Below are 25,564 nucleotides of genomic sequence, written 5' to 3'. Positions count from 1 at the left end.
GGTGGCATTGTCCGGCAAAGTCCGATCCCCCTTTGCGCGAAAAGGCGTCAGACCGCCAGGCCAACCGTCACGGAACCGGTATAGCCGTTCGTGATGTCGCCCGTCATCACCGGCGTCATCGCCGTGATCTGCGCCGTGCTGTTGTCGCCGAACACATTGTCGTTCGCCGTGGTTATGCTTGCGAAATTCGTCTTGCTGGTGGCGTAGGCGGACGTCGCATAGACGGTGTTGCACGCATCGGCGGGCATGGCGAATTGCGAGACCAGCACGCGATTGGCGTAAGTCGTCGCCTTGTCGAGACTGGGATAGACCTCAAAATGGATATGCGGATAGCGCCCGGAATAGCAGCCGGGGAATATGGTGGTGAATGTCACCTGGCCATTGGAGTCAGTCACCCCGACGCCGCGCAGATAATTTTGCTGCGGCAGGTCATAGAGCGAATATTGGCCCGACCGCGTGCAGTGCCAGATATAGACCGCATAGCCCGCGAGCGGCGCGCAACTGCCATTGGTGTTGACGAGGGTGATGGTCAGCAGGGTGGTTATGCCGTCGGCGGTGCCGCTGTAGGAGCCGAAGCTGGGGCGGATGTCGGCCCGCACAATGCCGCTCTGGATGAGGGCGTTGACCACGGAGCCATTGGCGCTGTTGGAGCCGTCCGCCGGATAGGGACCGTTGGTTTCCGCCGGGGTTACGGCGCAGCTTCCCGATGTGGATGCGGGAGTGGGCGTCGGCGTCGGAGAGGGCGTAGGCGTCGCCGTGGTGGTTCCTGCGCCGCTGTCGCTGCTGCTGCCCGTGCTGTCATCGCCGCCGCATGCCGCGACCAGCGCGACCGACGCGCCGGACAAGAGCAGCCATAATGTCTGCCTGCGCCCCACTTCCTTGCGCCCCATGACGTCCAGGTCGTGCGGCAGGCCCAGGTCATGCGCATCGTGATTTTCCATGGCCATGAATCGGCTCTCCCATAAGGTCAGGCCGGACAATTAGGATGGCTCTGTATCCCCGGAATTTCCGCAAGATGCGGGCATGTGGCGCTTATATGTCAGGGTGTCACAAAAGCGGGGGTCGTGTCGATCCAACCTATGCCGCAAGAAAATTATTATATTTCATGATGTTAAAATATGGATGGCCGTGGCGCGCCTGTAATTTGGGCGGCGCATAATCTGTTGCGCATATAAAAGAACGGTTGACCGTTTTTAAAAGCGCGGCTAGCAATCCGTTCGACGGCCAAAGCCGCAAAAAATGCAAAACGACCAATGAGTCGAACTAGGGGAGAGATGCGATGCTATTGAAGCAACGGCTATTGACGACCACGGCTGGCGCCCTGATGGTCATGGGTTTTCATGGAGCCGTTCACGCCCAGACGTCGGTCCCGGCAGGAGAAGCCGCAGCCACCACCGACGAGGCGGACATCGCCGATATCGTGGTAACAGGGTCCAGGGTCGCAACCAATGGCAACGCCTCCCCCACGCCGCTGACGGTGGTGACCACCCAGGCGCTTCTGGCGCAAACGCCGTCGAATATTCCCGACGCGCTCAACAAGCTGCCGCAGTTCCAGCCCGGCCGTTCGGGGCAGGCGGGTCCCGGCTCCGCAGGCGGCAATAGCGGCGCCAATACGCTGAACCTGCGCAACTTCGGCGCGCAGCGGAACCTGATCCTGTTCAACGGCCTGCGCGTTCCGGCGACGACGGCGGCGGGCGAGGTGGACATCAACGTGCTGCCGCAGATGCTGATCCAGCGGGTCGATGTCGTGACGGGCGGCACATCGGCGGTCTATGGCTCCGACGCAGTGACCGGCGTGGTGAACTTCGTCGTCGACAAGACATTCACCGGCATCAAGTTCAATGCCCAGGCGGGCATCTCCTCGCGCAACGACAATGAGCAATGGAAGTTCGGCGTCGCCGCGGGCACCTATCTGTTCGGTGACGACCGCGCGCATATCGAATTTTCCTACGAGCATTTCGATTCAAAGGGCATCGGGTCGCTGCTCGATCGCAAGGCCGGCAAGGATGTGTGGACGGCGACCGGTTCGGGCACGCCCGCCAATCCCTTCATGCTGACCCGCAATGGCCGGGCGTCGATCTACACCAATGGCGGCCTGATCACCGTCGGCCCGCCGTCGCTGGTTGGCCGCACCTTCTCCAGCAATGGCGTGCTCACCCCCTTCGCCAGCGGACTGCCGACCGGCAGCAACGGATTGCAGAGCGGCGGCGATGGCCTGTTCTTCAACGAGATCCAGCTCTACGCGCCGCTGGTGACGGACCAGGCCTATGGCCGGTTCGACTATGAATTCAGCGACGCGCTTACCGCCTATGCCGATGTCAGTTTCAGCCAGTCGAAAAGCCATAACGGCTTCTTGCCGTTCGGCACCAACGGACTGCCCGGCGCCAATGGGCTGAGCGGCGCGGTGATCCTGAGCGGCAACGCCTTCCTGCCGGAATCGGTGCAGACGGCGCTGACCGCATCCGGCGCGCCGTCCTTTGTCCTTTCGAAATATGAGAGCGGCGATTCCGCAGTGCCGGGCGCTGGCAACCGCAACCGGACGCGCAACTGGCTGGCGACAGCGGGACTGGAAGGAAAGATTTTCGAGCGGTTCAACTGGAACGCCTCCGTCCGGTACGGACGGACCAGCCAGCATGTCATCAACACGAACAATATCAACGCATCGAAATTCGCCGCCGCGCTGGACGCCGTGGTCAATCCCGCAACCGGGCGCGTGGTCTGCCAGGTATCGCTGACGCCGTTCGCCTCGCTCTATCCCGGCTGCGTACCGGTCAATCTGTTCGGTCCGTCAGCGGTGACGCCAACGGTCGCCGACTATATCACCGACGACACCAGCCAGACGCTGATCAACGAACAGACCATATTCAATGCGGGGATTTCCGGTGAGGTCTTTTCGACCTGGGCCGGGCCTGTGCGCATGTCTGTGAGCGGAGAATATCGCGACATCAACACCAAGCAGATCAGCACGACCAACCCCTTGAACCGCGCCAGTTGCACGGGCCTGAGAGTCAATTGCCTGCCAACGACCCCAGCCTATTTCGGCTATACCAACGGACCGTTCAGCGCCCAGCAGACGGTGAAGGAAGCAGCGGTCGAGGTGCTGGTGCCGCTGCTCGCGGACGTGCCCTTCATCCGCAAACTGGAGTTTAACGGGGCCGCCCGCTACACCGATTACAGCACCAGCGGCAGCGTAAAGACCTGGAAGGTCGGGCTTTCCTGGGCAGTCAGCAATGAGCTGCGTTTCCGCGCAACGCGGTCGCGGGACATCCGGGCACCCAACCTCTACGATCTTTACCGGCCCGGAAGCGAATCCCTGTTCGGCTTTGCCGACCTGCACACCGGCGTCACAAAGACAGTGGCGGCGCGGTCGCAGGGCAATCCGGCGCTGGTGCCGGAAATCGGCAAGACGCTGACCGTGGGCGCGGTCTACAAGCCCGACTGGTTCTCCGGCTTCAGCATCTCGCTCGACTATTATGACATCAAGCTGAGCAAGGCGATCACCACCGTCGCCGGAACGTCCGCGGCGATCCAGCGGCTGTGCGAGGACTCGAACGGCACGTCGCCTTATTGCGCGCTCTATATCCGTCCCTTCCCCTTCAGCGACCGGTCGCCGGCAAATACCGCCACGGCGGTCCTCAGCCAGTCGCTCAACGTGGCGACGCTCTCCACCAAGGGACTGGATATCGAAGCGAATTACAGCTTCAGCGCGGACAAGCTGTTCTCATCGGCGGGCGGCCGGTTCGACCTGCGCTTCCTTGGCTCCTACCAGCCCAAATTGCTGACGCAGCAGATGGCGGGCGGCATCATCACCAATGGCGCAGGCGTTAACGGCGTGTCGAAACTGCGGCTCAACCTGATGCTTGCCTATAATGCGGATAGCTGGGGCATGACGATCAACCAGCGCTGGAAATCCAAGCAGCAGGCTTTCTCCGCGCCGATCGTGTTCCAGATCCCCGACGCATCGGCCTATGCCTATACGGACGTGACCCTGGAATATAAGCCGAAGCTGATTTCCGAGGACACGACCCTGTTCTTCACGGTGCAGAATCTGTTCGACAAGCAGCCGCCGGTCTTTGGCGGGCCGGCCGGGGCGCCCGGCCTGACGCCATCCTATGCCGTGGGTTATGACGTGGTTGGCCGGTACTTCACGGCCGGCATCAGGGCGAAGCTCTGATCATGGGGAGCGGCGGATGTGGGTCTGCCCCTCCTCAACTGCGCAAAGGCGATGCTTGCATCAAGGGTCTCAGGATGTTAGCATTAAATGAACAATTGACCGTTTTATAAAACGCGGCGCTGCCGGACAACCGGCCTGACCAGGTGAGGAATAGCATCTTGCGTCCCAATCCTCCGACGATTTCCGGTCTGACGAGATATGGCCGCGCCATGGGTTGCGCGCTGGCCCCGGCTCTCCTTTTCGCAGCGCCCGCCATGGCCCAGACCGAACATCATCATCACGACGCCGGTCCCGCCGCAGCGCCCGATTATGCGCCAAAGGCGCAGGCGGCGAGCCCCACCCCCTTCACCCTGGGCGTCAAGGTGACGCGATCGGACGGAATGGTCATCGACCTGTCGGCGCTGAAGGGCCGGCCGACGATCATGACGATGTTCTTCGCCAGTTGCCCGGACGTCTGTCCGCTGATGACCGAGAATATCCTGCAGGCGGAAAGCCAGATACCGGCCGACGAGCTGAAGGACCTTCAGGTGGTGATGGTGTCCTTCGACGATCGCGATACGCCCGCCGTTCTGGACGCATATCGCAAGGCGCATGGCATAATGTCGCCGCGCTGGACGATCGCGTCCGCGTCGCCCGCCGCAAGCCGGACGCTTGGCGACCTGCTCGGCGTGCGTTTTCAGAAATTGCCCAACGGGTCGTACAGCCACACGGCGATGGTCGATCTTGTCGCTGCCGACGGAGCAATATTGGCGCGCGTGCCAGGTCCTTCTCTCGCCGACCCGGAATTCCAGGCGGCGATCCGCGCAATGCTTTCCATGTCATCCGCTGCAAACCCCTAGGGGAGAAATCATGAAGCTTCTGTCCCGTCTCGGCCTTCTTCTGACAAGCTGCCTCACGCTGACCGCGGCTGCGCCCGCGGCTCTGGCCGCCGCCGATCCCGCCTATCCGGCGCTTGACGGCAAGCAATTGGGGCAGGTGCGCAACATCGTCGAGCTGGCGCGCCAGCCCGATCATGACTGGAGCGACATGAAGGTCGGCAATCGCAGCGCCTTCGACAACAGCCAGTTCCAGATCGCCTGGATGTATTATGCGCTCGCCGTGGCGCAGAGCCAGCAGACCCCGGCCTATCGCGAGCTGTATCAGGCGACGTCAGACGAGCTGATCCGCAAGATGACGCTTCCCGAAGTCTGGGCGCTGTGGGGCAAGATTATCGAGGCGCCGCAGTTCAAGAAATATCTCGACCAGACCAAGGACTGGCGGGACCCGGTGCGCGCCAAGAACATCATGTATAGCGGACATCTGCTGCAGATGATCGGCCTGTACGAGCTTCTGTATCAGGACGGGAAATACGATAAGCCGGACGCGATCACCTTTGCGATCACGGGAGAAAATCCCTTCGTCCACACCTATAATCATGAGAGCCTGGCGAAGATCATCCACGCGCAGTTTTTCGAAAATGCGTTTGCGGGCATCGAGTGCGAACCCAATCTGGTGTTTGCGGAATGCAACCAGCATCCGGTATTGGGGCTGATGAATTATGACCAGCTTCACGGGACGAAGCTGGCGGACGTGAAAACCGCATTCTGGGACAAGGCGATGTCCCTGGGCTATCTGGACACCAAGAAAACCAAGCGCTTCACAGGTCCCTACCGGTTGAAGGAGGAGCAGCTTGTCGCCTTCCCCTCCGGCTGGAATGACGGCTGGACCGGCGTCACGCTGCACGGCTGGAACAGGGAACTGGTCAATCAGGTCTACCCGATGCAGCGCGATGCGGCGTTGCCCGCGCTGCTGGATCAGAACCCCGAAACCTTCAAGAACCGCTGGAATCAGACATCGGTTTCTAGCGATTTCGGCTTCCTTGCGGCCTACTCCGCAGAGGTCGGGGATCAGGCCACGACCCAGAAGATGCTGGGGTTTGCGGACACGCATTTCAAACCGGTGTGGCGCGACGGCCGCTATCTCTATCCTCTGAACGACCCGAAGGTGCCCGGCGCGCCGGAGCGGCTGACCGGTGACGAGGTGCCGGGAAGCGGATCAAAGACGCCGCCAGCGCCGCTGACCGACGATCAGCTTGGCGATTATCTGGTCGGTCCGCTGAACGGTAATGCGCTGCTTGCGTTCGCCAGGCTCAATCCGGGCAATGGTCTGTGGAATCTGACCAATAATCTGGCGGGGACCTATGCAGTGAAAGGGCCGCAGATTGTCGGCGTCGACTATCCCAAGGTGCTTGTGAACCAGGCCTATTATGATCAGTCGCGCGGGGTGCTGGCGATCGGGCTGGCTCCGGGAACCGACTATCGCGGGAGCGTCACCTTCAACGTGCGCAGCCTGCCGAAAGGCTCCTACACCATATTGCTGGACGGGCAGCCAGCCGCATCGATCGCGGGCCGGCGCATCAAGCCGATCACAGAGGAGCTTGCGGCAAGCTGGACGAAATCGGGCGAATTGAACCTGGCGCTTCCGTTGAATGAGGGCAGGGCCATCCGCATCGAAAAGCTGCGCGGAGACCGGATCGCCGCGCGTTGAACGGACCCTTCTTCATCATGCAGGCCCATGCTGCGCCACTGGGGAGCCGTATCGAAAGATGCGGCTCCCTTTCTTTTCACGGGCTTGAAAGGATATGAGACAGGATCGGACTTTTTAAAAACGGCCAACCATTCTTTTTTCGTTTCCGGCAAAGGGCGGGTTGGTTATACGCGCCGGTGGCGGGCGGCCCCTGTGCGCGGGGACGGCGGCGGCGTCATGTTCAGCGCCATGTCCAGCGCATGCGAAGTGGAAGGATTTAAGCGATTCCCCGGAAAGTCGGATCCAACGGGCAGGAAACGAACGCAGCCATGCGGCGCGTCGCCACGCACCTGATCTATTCGGTCGGGTATGAGGCGATGAACATGCGCGACCTTGCCGCCGGGATTAACCGGAAGCCGGGATCGCTGTATAATTATTTCAAGAGCAAGCAGGACCTGCTCTACAGCATCATCGAGGAGCATATGGTGCTCGTCATCGCTGCGGCGGAAGATGCGATCGACCCTGCGGACGCGCCGTTGAAGCAGCTCAAGGATTTTATCGCGTTCCACGTCAACTATCATCTCGACAAGCGCGAGATATTATATGTCGTCACGTCGGAGCTGCGGAGCCTGACCAAAGCGAACCGGGCGAAGATCATCAAATATCGGCAGAAATACGAAGCCATCCTGACCGGCATATTGGACCGGGGGAAGGAAGCAGGCGACTTTTCCGTATTTCATACCAAGCTCGTGACATTTTCCATCCTCGCGGTGCTGACGAGCGTCAGCAACTGGTATCGCTATACCGGCATATTGAGCATGGACGATATTGTGGCTGCGCATACCGACCTGATCCTGAACGGCGTTCGCGACGGGAAGGGCGTCTGACGCCTATCGGAGGATCACCACTGGAAGATCGCGCGGAGCTTCTCGCGTTCGGCCGGATCGTCCCAGTCGACACGACCCCGCCTGATGTAAAGGGGCTTGCCCTCGGCAGAAATCGCTATCGTGGCGGGAAGGCTCGGCACCTTGAAGCGGGCAACAACCTCGCCGCTGACATCGACATAGGCGTCGAGATGCCTGATCGACAGCTTTCTGAGGGCGGTGCGGACAATGGGCATGCCTGACCGGTCGACGGACAGGGCGACGACGTCCAGGCGCTTCTTCAGATCGCGCTGGAGGCGGTCCAGCGCGGGCAGTTCGATAACGCACGGCGCGCACCAGGTCGCCCATATGTTGAGCAGAACTGGCTTGCCGCGCAGCGTGGAGAGCGACAATTTGCGCCCGTTTCTGTCGGTGAAAGACGCATCGGCGCCGGGCGGCAACTGCGCCGGCCGCCAGTCATAGTCTGACGCCGCCGCCAACGGCGCGGCATATAGCATATATGCCAGCCCCCCGATGACGGCGGCGCGCCGGGTGCAATCATATGTCATCGCGGATCAGGCGGGAACCGTGCGGTTAAGTTCGTCCCGCACCACGATGGTCTGCGAGTTGGTATATTCGCTCAGACCGTCCAGCGCATTTTCGATGCCGATCCCGGATTGCTTGTGGCCGCCAAAAGCGATGTGCGGGGAAAAGCTGTGAATCTCGTTGATCCACACGGTGCCGGTTTCCATCCGCTCGGCGATCTTGCGCGCGGCGGCGACATCCTTCGACCATACCGACCCGGCCAGGCCATATTCGCTGTCATTGGCGCGGCGAATGACATCATCCACATCGTCGAACTTCAACAGGGGAAGGACGGGACCGAATGCTTCCTCGACCACGACCCGCGAGTCTTCGGGCGGATTGTCGATCAAGGTGATCGGCACGAAATAGCCCTTTCCATCGGGGATGTCGCCGCCGAGCAGGAAGCGCAGGCCGCTGGAGCGCGCATCGGCGAGCAGGTCCTTGAGCTTTTCGAACTGCATCTTGTTCTGGATCGGCCCAAGGTCCGTTCCCTGCTGCGACCCGTCGCCCACGACAACGGTGGTGGCGTAGTCGACGAGCGCCTTGCTGAGCTGATCATAGATATCGCGATGCACATAGAGGCGCTTGGCCGCGACGCAGAATTGCGCGCTGTTCTGGAAGGACGCCCAGAACAGTTCCTTGGCGACGGCCTCGACATCCACGTCGGGCAGGACGATGGCGGCGTCGTTTCCGCCCAGCTCAAGGGTGATCCGCTTCAGATTGCCGGACGCGCTTTCCATGATCTTCCGGCCGGTGACGGTCGAGCCGGTGAAGGAGATTTTGCGGATGTCGGGATGCGACGTCATCCAGGCGCCAAGGTCGTTGCCGCCGGAAACGACGTTCAACACGCCCGCCGGGAGGACGTCGCGCAGGATTTCGCCCAGCTTGAGCGTGCACAGCGGAGTATACGGCGACGGCTTCAGGACCATCGTATTGCCGGCGAGCAGGGCGGGCGCGATTTTCCAGATCGCCAGGAGGACCGGAAAATTCCACGGCGTGATGCCGCCCACGACGCCCAGGGGAGTCTTGCGCACCTCCACCTGACGGCCATCGCTCTGCTCCACGATTTCCGGGTCCAGCCGCTGCTTGGCGATTTCGTGGCACCAGATGATGGAGCCGCCGATTTCCCATTCCGCACCGGCGCGCGCCTTCCCCTGTTCGCGGATGAGCAGGCGTTTGAAGTCCTCCGCATATTCGGCGATGCGGTCGCCAATGGCGGAAACCAGGGCCTGCCGTTCCTCGACGGGGCGGGCGCTCCACGCCGGATAGGCGCGCTTCGCCGCAGCGACGGCGCTGTCCAGTTGATCGCGGCTGGCGTCCGGCACGCTGGCGATCACTTCCTCGGTCGCGGGATTTATCGCGTCGATGGACTTGTCGGCGTCAGCGGCCTTGCCGTCGATCGTCATCGTATAGTGCGAAAAGAAATCGACGGTCATTGCGGCATTTCCTCCAGTTTGGAAGGTTGAGGGGAGGGCGAGGAGGCTTCGCGAAGCGCGCGGCGCATCACCTTTCCAGTGCTCGTTGTGGGAAGGCTCTCAACAAACTCCACATGACGCGGAACCTTGTAACTGGCGAGCGCCCCCCGGCAATGGGTGAAAAGCTCATGCGCGTCGAGGGATGCGCCTTTCTTCAGAACCACAAAAGCCTTGGCGAGTTCGCCCTTGGCCTGATCCGGTATGCCCGCGACGGCGACCATGGCGACGGCGGGATGCGCGGCGATCACCTGTTCGAGTTCGGCCGGATAGATATTATACCCGGCGGTGATGATCATGTCCTTCTTGCGGTCCAGGACATAGAGATATCCATCCCGGTCCCGCCGCACGACGTCGCCGGTCTTGAGCCAGCCATCCTCCGACAGAGCGCCCTTCGTGGCGTCCGGGTTGTTGTAATAACCGTCCATGACGAGAGGGCCGCGGACCAGAAGTTCGCCAGCCTCCCCATCAGGCGCATCCCGGTCGCCATCCTCCATGTCGGCCACGCGGACCTCCATGCCAGGGAAGGGAAGGCCGATGGACCCGTGCCGGCTGGGCGAGTGCAGGGAATGGGAAATGGCCGGTCCGGCAACCTCCGTCATGCCCCAAAGCTCCAGCAGCGGGCATCCGAAGGCGGCTTCAACCGCTTCAATCGTGCTAGTGGGCATCGTCTGCCCGCCAACCGTGCAGCGGCGCAAGGTCGACAGGTCCGCCGAATGCAATGCCGGTTCGTTCAGAAGATAATGATACATTGTCGGCACGCCCTCAAACAGCGTGGCCTTGTAACGGCCGAGCAGCACGATGGTTGTCGCCGGGGCGAAACGCTCCATCACCACCAGCGTCATGTCGCACAGGAAGGTGCAGTGAAGGACGATATTGCCGTAGACATGCGGCAGGGGAAGGGCGCTCACCACAACCTCGCCCTCCTGACGCGCGTGCATGGTCGCGGTCATCGTCGCGCTGGTATGGATGGCGCGGTGCGACAGCATCGCTCCCTTGGGACGGCCGGTGGTTCCCGACGTATAGCCGATCGAACATAGATCGCCGGGGTCGCGCGTCACGGCCGGCGCCGGGGCGGCCGACAGCAGGTCCTCATAATTCGCCATGCCTTCGCCGCAGCGGTCCGATGCGACGAAGCCCATCGGCGCGCCGTTCGCCAGGCGGCTGGAAACCGCAGCGCAGCGTTCGCCGGTCGATATGACCATCACGGCCTGGGAGTCGGTGGCGATATAGGCGACCTCATCGATGCTCAGCAGGATGTTCGCAGGCACCACCACCGCACCGAGGCGCACGATCGCGTAATAGGCAACGATCCAGCGCCACCCGTTAGGCAGGTGCAGCACAACCCGGTCGTCCACGCCGACGCCCAGCATCTGGAGGCCGCCCGCAAAGGAGGACACGCGCTGTTCGATCTCGGCGAAGGTCAGGCTTTCCTTGCCGGCGATGATAGCCACTCTGTCGCCGAATTTTCGGGCGGCCTGCTGGGTTAGGGAGCCGATCATCCTATTCTCCCGGACGCAGCACGGCCTTGAGGACCTCACCGCTCTCCGACGCGTGAACCGCCTTTTCGATGTCGCTCATGGGGAAGAATTTGATCAGCTTGTCGAAGGGGAAACGCCCCTGCCGCCAAAGCTCGACAAGTTGCGGGATGAAAATGTCGGGAACGCTGTCGCCTTCGATGATTCCGCGGACCGTGCGCCCGAACAATATGTCGTTCATGTCGAGCGAAAATTCCGTGCCCAGCGGCGCGACGCCGATGATGCCGCAAATGCCCGTCAGCCGCAGGCAGTCGACGGCCTGGCGCGCAACCTTTGGCAGCCCCGTCGCTTCCAGCGAGAATTGGACGCCTTCGCCGCCCGCCGCGGCCTGTATGGCGGCGACCGGATCTTCCCGGCCGGGGTTGATGACATGGGTGGCCCCCAATTGCTGGGCGAGGGCAAGCCGGTCGTCGTTGAGGTCCACGGCGATGATGGTCGCGCAGCCCACGACGCGGGCGGCCATGACGGCGGCCAGCCCGACCGATCCCGCGCCAAAGACCGCGATGCTGGACCCGGCCTTGGGCTTCAGCGCATTCATCACTGCGCCCGCCCCGGTCTGAATGCCGCATCCCAATGGTCCCATGATTTCGAGCGGGACGTCGCGCGATATTTTCACGACATTGCGCTGTGTCGCGATCGCATATTGGGCGAAGGAGGATTGCGCGAAGAAATAGGCGCTCAGCGTGTTCCCATGCGCGTCGCAGCACGGGCTGGAGCCATCCGGCCGCGCGCCGGTGAAGTTGCGGCCATATAGGTCCGGGCAATAGCCGAACAGGCCCTGCTGGCAGTTTGCGCATGTCCCGCAACTGGCGAAGGTGAGTACGACATGATCGCCCACTTCCACCTTGCTGACCTTGCTGCCGACCTTCTCGACGATGCCGGAGCCTTCATGGCCGAGGATGGCGGGCAGGGGCGTTGGAAAATATTGATCCCTGACAACGAGATCCGTGTGGCACATTCCCACACCGGCGATGCGAATCAGCACCTCGTCCTCACGCGGATCTTCCAGTTGGACCGTCTCCACGACAAATGGTCCAGACTGTTCCCGCACGACGGCGGCGGTCATATTGCGCATCAACGCCCCTCCTATTTTCTATTAAAAGAACGGTCGTACGTTTTTTATCTGCCGTCAAGCGCAAAATGCTGCGGGCGGGCGGCAAAGCGACGGGTCGAGCGTGCTTCCGCCCGCGCAGAGCAGATGCGATAATCGCCTGAACCGGGGGCGTTATTAAAGGGGGGATGCGGGCAGCGCTGGCTGTGGAGGCGTGCGCGCCTAGGATATGTGCGCCTAGGATATGTGCGCCAAGAACATGTGCGAATGCCGCCGCCCGCCTAGGAGGCGCGCCAATGCGATGGCTGGTCTTGCCGGAGCCGGATGGCGGGGAACTCCGCCGCTTCTGGCTCCCTGCGGATGATATCGAATTTGTATCGCACCGGGAAAAGCCACATCGCGGGATGGGTCGTCATGACCCGCATGGTGCGCGGACATCCGCACTTGGGAAGTGGTCAAGGGGCGGTGGTTGCCCAGAGCGGCGCGGCTCTGGTGCGGAATCTGTGATCTGTAGAGCCGGACGGCGTTGATCGTCAGGCGGCCGCGCCTGGAGAGCGGTTCATAATGGCGGTCCGGCCGGGTGGCCCCGGCCGCCGCGCATATGAACCCTCTCCAGCCTGGCGGATGTCAGGTCGTCAGCGTTTCGCGCTTATCGGCCCAGCTAGCCGCATCCTCGGCCTTTGCCGGAGTGGACAGGACATCGGTCTCGTTGAACTGCCGGGTGAAACCGGCCAGTTCGATCTGGATGCCGTTGGGGTCCAGAAAATAGAAGCCGCTGACCCAGTTGGTTTCGTGAACATATTGGAGCGCGTTCGGGCCGGTGCTGGGCGCCACGTCATTATGGTGGATGACCGGTGAGCATTCGACGCCGGCCGCCTCCAGCTTTTCCCGATACTCGTCAAGCATGTCCGCATCGACGTTGAGCGCGATATGATTCATCGTGCCGAGCGCGGTCATGGTCAGCTTTCCCTGCCCCATCGGGCTGGGAACCGAGGTTATGCCCGATATGCCCGCGGGCGCATCTGGGAACCAGAAAAAGGCGAGCGAACCGCCGCCGATGTCGAAGAAGAAATGCTGCCCGAATTTGCCATTGGGGCCGATCTCATATGTCTTGATGATCGGCATCCCAAGTATGCCGTGATAAAAATCAACGGTCTTTTGCATGTCCTGACAGACCAGGGCGACATGGTTTATGCCCTGAATATTGAATTTCTGGTTCACCTCACCCATCGTGGTAAGTTTGCGGTCCATATCCGCTCTCCTTTCGCTAAATCTAGCAATAGTATTGAATTAACATTTATTGCGGTTGAAATCCACGCAGACACCGCTCTCCATATTTCACTTATCCGGCAAACACTATTGTTTTACATAGCGTGAAGGGCAAAGATCTTTACTGTGCCCACTCCTCCCCGCATTGTCCGGTCACAATGCGCTCAGCATCTCCAATGTCTTGTCGAAACGGCCCTCGGCCTCCGCATTCCGCAGGAAGCCGGCGCGCTCCACACATATTTCCGCGGGCGTGGGCTGGCGCTGCAGCAGGCCGAGCACCTCGTCTATAAAGGCGTCGAGCGGCAGGAAGCCCTCCTGCTTTGACTGGCCCGGCTGCAATTCGGTCTGCACGCCCGGCGGCACCAGCTCGATCACCTCGACCTTGCCCTTCAATTGCTGGCGCAGCGCCAGCGTGTAGAAATGGATGGCCGCCTTGGTCGCTGAATAGGTCGGCGTGGCGGGCAGGGGAACGAAGGCGAGGGCGGAGGAGACATTGACGATGACCGCATCCTCCTGCGCCGCAAGATGATCGATGAACGCATCGGTCAAGCGGATCGGCCCCAGCAGGTTGGTGACGACGGTCGCCTCGGCATCGCTCAGATCGCGGGCGGCGGTCAGATTTTCCGGCCGCATGATCCCGGCATTGTTGATCAGGATGTTCAGTCCCGGATGCTCCGCCTTCACCTGCGCGGCGAACGCCTTGATCGCGGCGGAGTCCTCAACATCGAGGGTGATCGCCGCCATCCGTTCGCGTCCGGCGATCGTCTGTTCCAGCGCGCCCAGCTTCCGGCCCGCCACGATCACATGATTGCCCATGTCATGCAGGCGATGGGCGAGCGCCCGGCCGATTCCCGACCCGCCTCCGGTAATCAGAATGGTATTGCCGGACATCTTCATTGCAGCTTCTCCAGATCGTCTTTCGTCATCAATATGCGCTCACAGCTTGGCTGCATTTGCGGAATGTCAAAATGTGTACCCCACCGTCATGCCGTAAGTGCGCGGCGGCGCCTTCTGTCCGGCGAGGCCGATGACGTTGGTGATGTTGATCGAATAATCATAATTCTTGTTCAGCAGGTTCTTCGCCCAGGCGGTGATAAACAGATGCTGATCGGTCGACGTCCAGCGTTCGGTGACATTGAGGACATAGCGCGTCGGCAGCGTGTAGTGGTTTGCTGCATCGACAAAGGTCTTGCCCCGGTAGTTGAGGTTCGCCGAAGTCGTGAAGGTGCCGATCCCCGTCTCCAGATCATGCGAGGCGGCGGCGGTTTAGCTCCATTCCGGCGTGTTCAACGCCACATTGCCCGACGCATCGATGAAACTGGTGGCCGAAATAGCCCCGTTCGGGCGCAGCAGATAATCCGGCGCGGCCGGGTAATCCGTGTATCGCGAGTGAATATAGGTGCCCGAGAGGGATAGCGTCAGCGAGCGGACCGGCTTGGCGGTAAATTCAAAATCGATCCCCTTCAGGCGCACGTCGCCCGCATTGACGGTGATCGTCCCGGTGGTCGAATAAATCTGCTGCTGCACATTCTTGTAATCATACAGGAAGGCGGAGACGTTCACGCGCAGCCTGCGGTCGAGGAGGTCCATCTTCGTGCCCACTTCGTAGGCCGTCAGAAATTCCGGCTGAACCTCTGGATTCTGCGTGGTGTTGGCGAAGCCGGCGAGGTTCGACTGGTTGAAGAAGCCGCCATTGAAGCCGCGCGACGTGGAGGCGTAGAGCAGCACATTGTCGTTGATGTTATGATCGAGCGCGACGCGCCATGTCGGCTCCTTATATTTCAGCTTGAGCGTCCCGGTCAGCGCCGGAATGGTGACGCCGTTGCTTTGCACGAAGCCGTCAATCTTGCGCGTTTCGACAGTGTAGCGGCCGCCGAGCGTCAGCTTGGTGCTGGGCAGGATTTCGTAGGACGCCTGCGCATAGCTGGCGATCGATTCCGTCCAGTCCTTCGCATAGGCGGCGTTCGTATTGACCCGGAACGGCTCCATCACTGCCTTGCTGCGGTAATAGAATGCGCCGACGACCCATGTCAGCGGCCCGCTGGAATTGGACAGAAGCTGCAATTCCTGGGTGAAGGCCGTGCGCGGCTCGCGATCGATGCTCAGATTGGCGAACGGACCGGGCGAACCATCCGGGTCGATCCGCGCATGCTCCTCACCCCGCCTGTAGGCAGTGATATTGCGGAAGGTGAGGTCCGAAAATTCCGTTTCGAAAGACAGGGACGCCCCCCATTCCTTGGCCTTGAAATAGGGCGTGATCGGTCCGGCGTTGATGTCGTAGGTGTTCGGGAAGAAGGGCGAACCGGCCCGCTGGATCGCGCCGCCGACAAACAGGAAGCCATATCCCGCTGCGGGGTTGATGTTCGTTCCCACGGTGCCGCTGACCTGGCTATAATCGCCCGCAAGGGTCAGGGTGCTGACATCGGAAAGCTCCGCCCGCAAACGGGAGCGCGCGGCGAATTTCTTGGCCAGAAATACGTCGTCGCCGTTGAAGATGTTGGTGCCATACCCGTCGCCCTGGTCGCTGTAGCGCAGGGAGAGGTCCATCGCGACGCCCGTGGCCAGTCCGCCCGTAATATAGGCGTTCGCATCCACCGTGTCGTAATTCCCATAGCCGAACTCCACGCGCGCCGCGCGCGTCTCGCTCGGCGGCGTCGTCGTGATCTGAATGACGCCGCCGGTTGAATTGCGGCCGAACAGGGTGCCCTGCGGTCCCTTCAGGATTTCAACGCTGGAGATGTTGGCAAGGTCGGTCGAATTGCCGAACGGTTGATACACGCCGTCAATGAAGGTCGTGACGGCGGGCGTCGAGTTCGAGCTGTTCGACCCGATCCCGCGCAGGAATACCATCGGCCGCGCGGCCGTCGGCTGGATCATCAGGCCGCCGACGATATTGGTCAGTTCCTCGGTGCTCTCCACCGCCGCGCTTTCCAGCGCCTTGCTGTTGAAGCTTTGCAGCGAGATAGGCACTGACTGCGCGGATTCCGCACGGCGTTGCGCCGTCACGATGATATCCTCGATCCGGGCGGATTGTCCCTCATCGGGTTGGGAAGATGCGGCCTGTGGCACCGTGGCGTCCTGTCCCGTTTCCTGCGCATTGGCCGCGCCAGCGCCAAGCGCCGATACGGCCAGGATTGCGGATGAACTCAGAAATTTGCAAAACATCGCTTACCCCTCCCAGAGTATTTGTGGATTGCGCGCCCGCCCCTTTTGCCGGGGCGTGACGCGACCGAAATCTGCCCGGAAACATGGGCAGGGCCGTTCCAAGCTATCCGCGGCCCACATGGCGCGGATCAATTCTCGGCGGAATTGCCGGCCCTCCCGGCCGCCTCACCGCAGAAACATATGCAGCATCCAAGCATCGACATTTTCAGCGCCAGGCCTCTCGCGCTGTCCCGGCATGCCTTGTCGAAACAGCCCTTGCCGGAACCCCGCTGCCCTCCTGGAGCGTTGAGGCTTTAGGTAAGCCTATCCAATATTGTAGGTCAATTATTATTATCGATGCGGCCAAGATATCCTCAAATTTTCGCAAAAAATCGGGATTTTATGCAAAGACCGGAAATCCATCCGCGCCTTTAACGGAACGATTGATGGACAATTTGTCCATATGACAGGTCATAGCTCCCCCATGCCGCCGATCGCGGCAACCTGTGGTGCGATCGGCGAGATCGCCGGCTTGCGTTGGGCGCTGCGGAGGCCGGGCGTCCGCCCGGTTTTCCGTTCCGGCGTTACATCCGGCCCCCTCCAGCCACCGCCCGGCTTACAGGATGTTCAGCGCATGCAGATCGTCCAGATATTTGCGGATCAGCGCCTGCGACAGATGCGGAACATCCTGATCCGCCTTGCGCACTGCGTCGGTAAATCTGCCGGAGGGAATGTCCGAGCCGGATGCGGCTGGCAGCGGCTCCCGCAACAATTGCAGCAGCGGGATGGAGCTATGCGCCCGCTTGTCCTCCGGCAACGCCTTCAGCGCGGTTTCGAACCGGTGATACCATTCCTCATGGCCATCGACCCGCACGACCGGATGACCGGCCTCGGCAATCCAGTCCATGAATGTGTCGAGCGAGATGCCGTCATCATGCGCATTGGCGACGTGGAAGGTCCTGTACCCCTGCGTTGACTCCGGGCCGATCGCGGCAATCGACTTGGCGATGAAATCGACGGGCAGGCCGTCGAAATGCGCCTTGGTTTCACTGGCGCGGTAGAAGCTGCGCGGCACCAACCCCGTTAGCGCGACGCTGAGGAACAGGCGGGTCAGCAGATCGGAGGCATTGAGCTGCCCCCTGTAGCGGCTGTGCGCCATGATCATGTCGGAGCGGAACACGGCGACGGGCAGGCCCAGCGCGTCATGCGCCTCACGCAACAGCACTTCGCCCGCCCATTTGCTGTGATTATAGCCATCGGCATAGGCTTCGGAATTGAGCGTCCGAACCGGCGTCGCCGCGCGGACATCGGCATCTTCGGCAAGCATGCTTCCGCCGGGCATTGCGGCCACGACCTGTGTCGACACATTGTGAATGGGCTTCATCCGCCCGGTGACGGCCAGACGGATCAGCTCCGCCGTGCCCGCGACATTCGCCGCGAACATCTGCGCATAGGGAAGCACATGGTTCACCAGCGCCCCCGGATGGACAATCAGATCGACCGTATCGGCAAGCCGGCTCCAGTCGGGATCGCCAAGTCCAAGGCGCGGTTCGGCCAGATCGCCGGCAATCACTTCCAGCCGGCCCGCGGCGAGCGTGTCGAAATGCCGTTTCAGATCCGGGTCGCTTTCATAGGCGGCCGCAAGGCGTTTGCGCGCCGCTTCATTATCGCGTCCGCGCACGATGGAGATTACGCGGCCACCGGCCGCAGCCATCCGCTCCAGCCATTCAAGGCACAGGAATCGCCCCAGATAACCGTTGGCGCCAGTGATCAATATGCATTGCGGATTGTCGCTGGGCGGGGCGATGGCGCCAGCGCCAGCCAGCGTTTCGGCATCGATGAACTTTTCCAGCTTCAGGTCGCTGGCGGCGATTTCGGTCGCGCCCCGGCCATGAACCGACGCGAAGGTCGCCCGATTTCCCGCGCCGCTGAGCATGCGGGTGATATAGTCGGCGATCTGCTGAAGGCTGCCCGCCGGATTGTTGATCACATCCGACGGCACTTCCACATCGAATATCTCCTCCAGCAACAGCGAACAGGTCAGCGCCGAGAGGGAATCCCCGCCCAGTTCCGAGAAATTGGCTGGCTTGGACGGGTCCACCTTCTCGATGCCGAGCGTCGCCTGGATGGCCTTGACGACGGTTTCGAGCACGGGCGCATCCCGGCCCTGGCTGCGCAGCGCCTTTAGCTCACCGGCCTGTGCGGCGGCGATATCGTCATAAAACTGCTCCAGCCGGGGGCCGTAATGCGCCTTCAGATTAGGGCGCGCATATTTGCCGACGCCCGCCAGCAGGCCGTTGGTGGTTGAAAATGGCTCATGCTCCAGGATGAAATCGCGCGGGACTTCATAAGCGTTCAGCTTTTCATTGCGGGCGATTTCCTGCAGCGCCTTGCGGATTTCTGCCCTGATCGCGGCGTCGTCGCCCGCAATCCCCATATCGTCCAGGACGGCCCTGTTCGGCACGATCACCGCCAGAAGGTAGGAGCGGCTGCTGGACCCGTAGAGGAAAACCTGGCTCATGATCGGATGGCCGTTGTTGAACACGCCCTCCAGATGCGAGATCGCGACAAATTCGCCCTGCGCCAGCTTCTGCACATTGTTGCGCCGGTCGACATAGACATAATGGCCGGGCTGATCCTCCGCCATGATGTCGCCGGTGTGGTAATAATTGTCCTTGTCGATGGCCTTTTCGGTGGCCTCCGGCCGCTTGTAATAGCCCAGCATCAGGCTGTTGGTCTTGACCAGCATCTCGCCGCGCGGATGCGGCTTGTCCGTCGTGAAATACCCAAGTTCGGGCACGTCGATCAGCTTGATGTCGATAACCGGCGGCTTCATCGCCCGGCCGTTGCGCAGGATGCTGACCGTTTCCGTAATGGCGAAATATTCGTCCAGCGGGACGCCCATGCAGGTTTCAATAAATTCCCGCAGGTCCGGCGCGATCGGCGCGGAGCCGAAATTGCAGCTCAGCAACCGGCCGCCCAGCACCTTGTTCCGTACGTGAAGGATCAGTTCCTGACGCAGCGCCTCATGTGTTGATTGCCGCTGAGAAGTGACCCGGGGAGGTCAGTAATTTCTGCTGAGAAGTGACCCATGTTTGAACACGTCCCTGGCTTTGAGAGCGGGGGACCATGGAGTGTTGGACATGGCATTATTGAGCGTCATCCGGCGCTGGCATTACCGCGATCATCTATCGATCCGGGAGATTGCCAAGCGCACCGGTCTATCCCGTAACACTGTGCGTAAATATCTGCGGTCGGACATAGTCGAGCCGCGGTTCAAGGTGCCCGAGCGGCCGAGTAAGCTGGACCCGTTTGTCGAGCGGTTGACGGCCTGGCTCAGGCGAGAGATGGGTAGATCGCGCAAGCAGAAGCGCACGATCAAGCAGCTCTATGCCGATCTGGTGGGCCTGGGCTTTGATGGGTCTTACGGCCGTGTCGCGGCCTTTGCGCGTGCCTGGCGCGAGGATTATCGCCATCAGCAGCAGATGAGCGGCAAGGGTACGTTCGTGCCACTGTCGTTTGCGCCCGGAGAAGCGTTCCAGTTTGACTGGAGCGAGGACTGGGCGATCATCGATGGTGTTCGCACCAAGCTGCAGGTGGCGCACTTTAAGCTGAGCTACAGCCGGGCCTTCTTTGTGCGGGCCTATCTTCTCCAGACCCACGAGATGCTGTTCGACGCCCATAATCACGCGTTCCGCGTGTTGGGCGGGGTGCCGCGCCGCGGCATCTACGATAATATGCGCACCGCGGTCGACAAGGTCGGGCGCGGCAAGGAGCGGACCGTCAACGCCCGCTTCCTCACCATGGTCAGCCATTATCTCTATGAGGCGGAGTTCTGTAATCCGGCAGCGGGATGGGAGAAGGGTCAGGTCGAGAAGAACGTGCAGGATGCACGGCATCGCCTGTGGCAGCCAGTTCCTCAGACCGATAGCCTCGATGCTCTGAACATCTGGCTGGAGGAGCGCTGCAAGGCGCTGTGGCAGGATATCCCGCACGGGATCGAGCCGGGCTCCGTCGCCGATGCCTGGGCCGATGAGGTGGCAAGCCTCATGCCGATGGGCAGACCGTTCGACGGCTTTGTCGAGTATGGCAAGCGGGTCTCGCCAACTTGCCTGGTCCACCTGGAGCGCAACCGCTACAGCGTGCCGGCCTCTTTCGCTAACCGTCCTGTTAGCTTGCGGCTCTATCCTGATCGCTTCCTCGTTGTCGCGGAAGGTCATGTGCTGTGCGAGCATCGGCGCATCATCGAGCGATCTCATGATGGTCCGGGACGCACTGTTTATGACTGGCGGCACTATCTGGCGGTCGTCCAGCGCAAGCCTGGAGCCTTGCGCAATGGCGCGCCGTTCCTCGAGATGCCCGACGCCTTCCAGCAGTTGCAAAGGCATCTGCTGCGATCCCCCGGTGGTGATAGGGAGATGGTCGAGATCCTCGCACTGGTATTACATCATGACGAGCAAGCCGTGCTGGCGGCCGTCACGATGGCGCTGGAGGCCAGCGTTCCGACCAAGACCCATATCATCAACCTGTTGCACCGGCTGATCGATGGCAAGCCGCTGACGACACCGCCGATCACGGCGCCACAGGCACTGAGGCTGGTTAGCGAGCCGCTTGCCAATGTGGAGCGCTATGACACGCTACGCAGGGAGAACCGTCATGCGTCATGACCCAGCCAGCGGCGCCATCATCGTCATGCTGCGCAGCCTCAAGATGCATGGCATGGCGCAGGCCGTCACCGATCTCACGGAACAGAGAGCGCCAGCGTTTGATGCGGCCATCCCGATCCTGTCCCAGCTTTTAAAGGCAGAGACTGCCGAACGGGAGGTGCGATCGGTATCCTACCAGCTCAAGGCCGCGCGGTTCCCGGCCTATCGCGATCTGTCGGGCTTTGACTTTGCCAGCAGCGAGGTCAACGAAGCACTGGCCCGCCAGCTTCACCGTTGCGAATTTATCGACGTTGCCGACAATATCGTACTGGTCGGCGGCCCTGGCACGGGCAAGACCCATATCGCTACGGCGCTGGGCGTTCAGGCCATCGAGCATCGTCGTAAGCGTGTGCGATTCTTCTCTACGGTTGAGCTGGTCAACGCCCTGGAACAGGAGAAGGCGCAGGGCAAGGCCGGGCAGATCGCCAATCGCCTCATCCACTCCTGTCAACGGGCACCGAAGATTCCGCAAAAGTGGGCATCTAAAATTCCCTAGTTTGGCGGGAGGGTTGGTGTCGGTGATCAGCCGTGATGGAGATCGGGCTTTTCCTTTGCTGGCGGGCGGCCGCGCCGTTTCGGCAAGGGCGGTGGGTTGATGGACGGTGCCATGCGCGCATGCTCGGGCAGCAGGTCGGCGTGCTGTCGCATGCGATAGCTGGAGCCCTCGATCTGGACGACCACAGCGTGGTGAAGAAGGCGGTCGAGCAGCGCGGTGGCCACCACCGGATCGCCAAAGACATCACCCCATTCGGCGAAGCCGCGGTTGGATGTCAGGATCATGGCACCCTTTTCGTATCGGGCGTTGACGAGCTGGAAGAAGAGATTGCCGCCGCCGGGCGTGACGGGAAGATACCCGATCTCGTCGACGACGAGCAGGGAGGATCGGCATAGGAAGCGGATCTTCTCGCGCAACGTGCCCTCGCGTTCAGCCTTGGTCAGTGAAGCGATCAGATCGGCGAGCGGGATGAAGTAGACGCTCTTGCCCGCCTTCACGGCCTCGACGGCAAGGGCCGTGGCGATATGGCTTTTCCCGGTACCGGGCGGGCCCAGCAGATGCACCACCTCGGCCCGGTTGATGAAGTCCAGGCCAGCGAGCGCCAGGATGCGGTTCCGGTCGAGCGATGGCTGGAAGGAGAAGTCATATCCGTCCAGCGTCTTGATGATCGGCAGCCTTGCCATGCGCAGGGCTGCCTTGATCCTGCGGTTCTCCCGGAGCGACAGTTCTTCGTTCAGCAATATGTCGATGGCCTCGATGCCATCGATTTTGCCCTGCTCTATGCCGCGCAGGGTGGCGTCGAGCATCTCCAGGGCGCGTGGCATTTTGAGATGGACCAGGCTGCGGCGGATATTATCGACGCGGGATGCGGCACCCCCATGGTTCATGGCCGTTCTCCCCGCGCCAGTTGGCTGCCGATCGCTTGATAGATGGCCAGGGAGCGCACGGTGACATGCTCGCCTACACGACCGATGGCGATTACCTCTTTGCCATGGATACGGCGCTTGGCGCCGCTGCTGCCTGTCCGGTGCGCAGGATCGATCCTGTACTGCCGGCGCCCCTCAAGAACCGGGTGCTCGGCAATGACCTGGCCCAGGTCTACGATCCGGATCTTGTCGGGCAACTGCTGGATTTCGACGACGCGCCGGGTGCGATCGGGAACGCTGTAGTAATTGCCGCCGACCGAGACCATCCCATCGTGGCTGACGCGGCGCTCCAGCTTCAGAACAGCGTCAAAGCGGCCCGCCGGGAGCAGCTGCAACTCAGGCTGCTCGGCGGCGAAGGCTTCAGCAATAATCCGCTGCGTCGTGCCGTGGACACGGACGTTGGCGACGGTATCGAGCCAGTCGATCAGCTGGACATTGAGATCGTCCAGATTGCGGAAGCTCCGGCCCAGGAAGAAGTCCTTGCGGATATAGCTGAATGGCCGCTCGACCTTTCCCTTGGTCTTGGCCCGATAGGGACGGCAGGCGCGCGGCACGAAGCGATAATGCCCGGCCAGAGCCAGCAATGATCGATTGTAGATGATGTGGCCCTGATCATCTTCCCCGGTCACAGCGGTTTTCATGCGATCGTAGAGGATCTCGATCGGGACGCCGCCGAGCGCTTCAAAGGCCTGCATATGACAGCGCAACAGGCTTTGGAGATCCTGATGCATGACGTAGCGCGCAAACAGGAAGCGCGAATGTCCCAGCACCAGGCTGAACAGCCAGACGATCCGGCTGACGCCGGGCTCATCGGTAAATTCGACGACGAACCGGGCAAAGTCGACCTGTGCCTGCACGCCAGGCGGCGTCTCGAACCGAACCTCAAAGGGCTTAGGCCCGTTTTCCGGCCGGATCGCTGCCAGGAACCGCTTTACCGCGGTATAGGCGCCCATATATCCCAGCTCACGGATTTCCCGCGTCAGGCGCGCCGCAGTCAGATCGGGAAAGGCCGTCACTCGCTCACGCAAAAATTCCAGATAGGGTGCCAGTTTGTTCGGTCGACCCAGCATGCGAGGGCCGTAAACCGGGGCCTCGATGCCCCGTTCGATATATTTTCGGATGGTCTTGGGATCGCGACCAGTGCGTCGGGCAATGGCGGATATCGATACACCCTGCCGATGTAGTTCGAGGATCATCATCAATTCTCCAAGTCGGATCATCGGCCCCGTCTCCGCGTCTGCAAAGGAGATGAGGACAATGTCGGCTCATCTCATTCTGCCGGGGCTAGCCCCGGCAGAATGAGATGAAGGGGCCACCAACTAGGGAATTTTCAAAGCCCACTTTTGCGGAGAATTGCACGACCGATGACAACTCCGATCTCGTGATCCTCGACGAGCTTGGCTATCTTCCGTTCAGCGCATCGGGCGGCGCACTGCTGTTCCATCTGCTGAGCAAACTCTACGAGCGCACCAGCGTCATCATCACCACCAACCTCAGCTTCAGCGAATGGGCCACCGTGTTCGGCGATGCAAAGATGACCACCGCGCTCCTCGATCGGCTTACCCATCACTGCCACATCCTCGAGACCGGCAACGACAGCTTCCGGTTCAAGAACAGCTCGGCTCATCAGCCAAAAACCCGGAAGGAGAAAACCCCATCTTGACCCACCGATGAAACCCAAACCATAATCGCAAGGTGGGTCACTTTTCGATGAAAACCCCGGGTCACTTCTCAGCGACAATCAACAGAACGGGATTTCCGAATGCATGCGCCACATCGGCTTCAGCATCATCTCCGGCCACATCACCCCCTTGGGCAGTCCGGTGCTTCCCGACGTGTAATAGATTGTGCAGAGCTTCTTGTGCGTATCCTCCTCGGCGAAAAGCGGGGCAGGATCGACAGTGCGGCCAATGCGATAGGCATCGTCGATCGTGACGATGAGATCGTCGAGACCAGCCTCCCGCAACCGGGCTGACGCAGCTTCAAGGGTTTCGCGTTCACTGTCGACTTCGGGATGATAGTCGAACAGCAGCAGGCCGGCGGGGCGGTGCGCGGTCAGGACCAGTTCGACGGCCGTGTTCAGATTTTCCAGGCTGACCGCCATCCATCTTGGCTCGACCTCCTGCACAATGCCCTGAAGCGTCGACAATGCGCCATTGGTCTGGATGGGAACGACCACCGTTCCGTTGTGGGTTGCCGCTAGGTCGGCGATGGTGAAGTCGACGCCCGCAAAGGCCATTACGCACAGCTTGTCATAAGCCCGCAGCGACCGCTTCTCATCCCGGTGCCACATCGCGGCGAGCGCGCGGGCGCGTTCCCAGATATCGGCGTAAGTGAAGCTTTCATAATGGTCGAGCAGTTCGCGGCTGGTCCGCCCGGTGCGCGGGTCATGCACCAACTGAGTCGCCCTTTGCCCCACGGCCGGACGATCGGCATAAGCCTGCATCGCCATTGCGACGAGTTGCGCAAGGCCCAGGCTGGGATCGAGCTTCGCCCGCGTGACTTCTGCATCGGGAATGGCGTTGCGGAACTGTTCATCCGTCGCGCGAAGCTCCTTCAGCCGGCGCTGGACAAAATCGGACCCTGCATTGCCCGCGGCCATGACTTCGAGCGCGTCGCTGCCGCGATCCCACAGTTCCGTTTCACGCAAATCAGCGATGGCCTTACCTTCGGCGATCGCGGCTTCCTTCGTGGCCATCTTCCCATCTCCTATATGATCGTGTCGGTGGCGAACCGCCGCGGCCTGTTTCTCCAGGCTCGTTTGGAACCGGCGGCTCTGCCCTTAATCAGCCAATATTCTTCCTTTGCCTGTGTTGGGCGGGGGCGAGGCTTTTC

General features: G+C 61.3%; 17 protein-coding genes and 2 pseudogenes. 7 read left to right on the top strand and 12 right to left on the bottom strand.

Going from position 1 to position 25,564, the window contains the following annotated elements:
- Nucleotides 1-47: 47 nt before the first annotated feature.
- Nucleotides 48-947: a dioxygenase family protein gene (locus KFK14_RS22845; RefSeq protein WP_246524750.1), complete on the bottom strand. Its 900-nt coding sequence runs from the start codon at nt 945-947 to the stop codon at nt 48-50.
- 332 nt (nt 948-1,279) lie between these two features.
- Between KFK14_RS22845 and KFK14_RS22840 the strand changes: the two genes are divergently transcribed.
- The 4 genes from KFK14_RS22840 to KFK14_RS22825 all read left to right on the top strand — a co-directional run bounded on the left by KFK14_RS22840 (nt 1,280) and on the right by KFK14_RS22825 (nt 7,566).
- Nucleotides 1,280-4,174: a TonB-dependent receptor domain-containing protein gene (locus KFK14_RS22840; protein WP_212609259.1), complete on the top strand. Its 2,895-nt coding sequence runs from the start codon at nt 1,280-1,282 to the stop codon at nt 4,172-4,174.
- A 158-nt stretch (nt 4,175-4,332) separates the two neighbouring features.
- Nucleotides 4,333-5,013 (top strand): SCO family protein, encoded by a 681-nt coding sequence (locus tag KFK14_RS22835; protein WP_212609258.1) that lies wholly within the window; start codon nt 4,333-4,335, stop codon nt 5,011-5,013.
- A 10-nt stretch (nt 5,014-5,023) separates the two neighbouring features.
- A complete protein-coding gene (locus tag KFK14_RS22830; RefSeq protein ID WP_070154779.1) occupies nt 5,024-6,700 on the top strand; it encodes a linalool dehydratase/isomerase domain-containing protein in 1,677 nt (558 codons plus the stop codon).
- Between the two features lie 308 nt (nt 6,701-7,008).
- Nucleotides 7,009-7,566 (top strand): TetR/AcrR family transcriptional regulator, encoded by a 558-nt coding sequence (locus KFK14_RS22825; RefSeq protein ID WP_083276781.1) that lies wholly within the window; start codon nt 7,009-7,011, stop codon nt 7,564-7,566.
- Between the two features lie 14 nt (nt 7,567-7,580).
- Here KFK14_RS22825 and KFK14_RS22820 read toward each other — a convergent pair whose 3' ends face one another.
- From KFK14_RS22820 to KFK14_RS22780, 8 genes are all read right to left on the bottom strand, one after another.
- Nucleotides 7,581-8,111 carry a TlpA family protein disulfide reductase gene (locus KFK14_RS22820; RefSeq protein ID WP_212609257.1) on the bottom strand — a complete coding sequence of 177 codons (531 nt, stop codon included), beginning with the start codon at nt 8,109-8,111 and terminating at the stop codon, nt 7,581-7,583.
- Nucleotides 8,112-8,117: 6 nt separating this feature from the next.
- Nucleotides 8,118-9,563 (bottom strand): aldehyde dehydrogenase family protein, encoded by a 1,446-nt coding sequence (locus KFK14_RS22815; RefSeq protein ID WP_212609256.1) that lies wholly within the window; start codon nt 9,561-9,563, stop codon nt 8,118-8,120.
- Nucleotides 9,560-11,101 (bottom strand): class I adenylate-forming enzyme family protein, encoded by a 1,542-nt coding sequence (locus tag KFK14_RS22810; protein WP_212609255.1) that lies wholly within the window; start codon nt 11,099-11,101, stop codon nt 9,560-9,562. The genes KFK14_RS22815 and KFK14_RS22810 overlap by 4 nt, the downstream gene beginning before the upstream one ends.
- 1 nt (nt 11,102) lies before the next feature.
- Nucleotides 11,103-12,212 (bottom strand): NAD(P)-dependent alcohol dehydrogenase, encoded by a 1,110-nt coding sequence (locus tag KFK14_RS22805; protein ID WP_212609254.1) that lies wholly within the window; start codon nt 12,210-12,212, stop codon nt 11,103-11,105.
- Nucleotides 12,213-12,815: 603 nt separating this feature from the next.
- The gene (locus tag KFK14_RS22800; protein ID WP_212609253.1) at nt 12,816-13,439 is read right to left on the bottom strand and encodes a VOC family protein; all 624 of its coding nucleotides are present in this window, start codon (nt 13,437-13,439) and stop codon (nt 12,816-12,818) included.
- 171 nt (nt 13,440-13,610) lie between these two features.
- A complete protein-coding gene (locus KFK14_RS22795) occupies nt 13,611-14,354 on the bottom strand; it encodes an SDR family oxidoreductase (protein WP_212609252.1) in 744 nt (247 codons plus the stop codon).
- A 369-nt stretch (nt 14,355-14,723) separates the two neighbouring features.
- On the bottom strand, nt 14,724-16,622 hold the full coding sequence (locus KFK14_RS22785) for a TonB-dependent receptor (protein ID WP_212609251.1): 1,899 nt from the start codon (nt 16,620-16,622) through the stop codon (nt 14,724-14,726).
- Between the two features lie 595 nt (nt 16,623-17,217).
- Nucleotides 17,218-19,587: a thioester reductase domain-containing protein gene (locus tag KFK14_RS22780; RefSeq protein ID WP_212609250.1), complete on the bottom strand. Its 2,370-nt coding sequence runs from the start codon at nt 19,585-19,587 to the stop codon at nt 17,218-17,220.
- Nucleotides 19,588-19,744: 157 nt separating this feature from the next.
- Between KFK14_RS22780 and istA (KFK14_RS22775) the strand changes: the two genes are divergently transcribed.
- Nucleotides 19,745-21,268 carry an IS21 family transposase gene (gene istA / locus KFK14_RS22775; RefSeq protein WP_212611267.1) on the top strand — a complete coding sequence of 508 codons (1,524 nt, stop codon included), beginning with the start codon at nt 19,745-19,747 and terminating at the stop codon, nt 21,266-21,268.
- Nucleotides 21,258-21,752: pseudogene (locus tag KFK14_RS22770) on the top strand (ATP-binding protein); the annotation flags it as partial. The gene istA (KFK14_RS22775) and the pseudogene KFK14_RS22770, both read left to right, overlap by 11 nt.
- A gap of 77 nt (nt 21,753-21,829) precedes the next feature.
- On the opposite strand, the gene istB reads toward KFK14_RS22770, so the two are convergent.
- On the bottom strand, nt 21,830-22,690 hold the full coding sequence (gene istB, locus KFK14_RS22765) for an IS21-like element helper ATPase IstB (RefSeq protein WP_212608798.1): 861 nt from the start codon (nt 22,688-22,690) through the stop codon (nt 21,830-21,832).
- On the bottom strand, nt 22,687-23,949 hold the full coding sequence (istA, locus tag KFK14_RS22760; protein ID WP_127692189.1) for an IS21 family transposase: 1,263 nt from the start codon (nt 23,947-23,949) through the stop codon (nt 22,687-22,689). The genes istB and istA (KFK14_RS22760) overlap by 4 nt, the downstream gene beginning before the upstream one ends.
- Before the next feature lie 152 nt (nt 23,950-24,101).
- Between istA (KFK14_RS22760) and KFK14_RS22755 the strand changes: the two are divergent.
- Nucleotides 24,102-24,392 (top strand): annotated as a pseudogene (locus KFK14_RS22755) (ATP-binding protein); the annotation flags it as partial.
- 78 nt (nt 24,393-24,470) lie between these two features.
- Here KFK14_RS22755 and KFK14_RS22750 read toward each other — a convergent pair.
- Nucleotides 24,471-25,427 (bottom strand): AMP-binding protein, encoded by a 957-nt coding sequence (locus KFK14_RS22750; RefSeq protein WP_212609249.1) that lies wholly within the window; start codon nt 25,425-25,427, stop codon nt 24,471-24,473.
- Nucleotides 25,428-25,564: the final 137 nt, after the last annotated feature.

The sequence above is a fragment of the Sphingobium phenoxybenzoativorans genome, from assembly GCF_018286635.1.
GTDB classification, from domain to species: Bacteria; Pseudomonadota; Alphaproteobacteria; order Sphingomonadales; family Sphingomonadaceae; genus Sphingobium; species Sphingobium phenoxybenzoativorans.
This window is presented reverse-complemented; position numbering and strand designations above follow the sequence as displayed.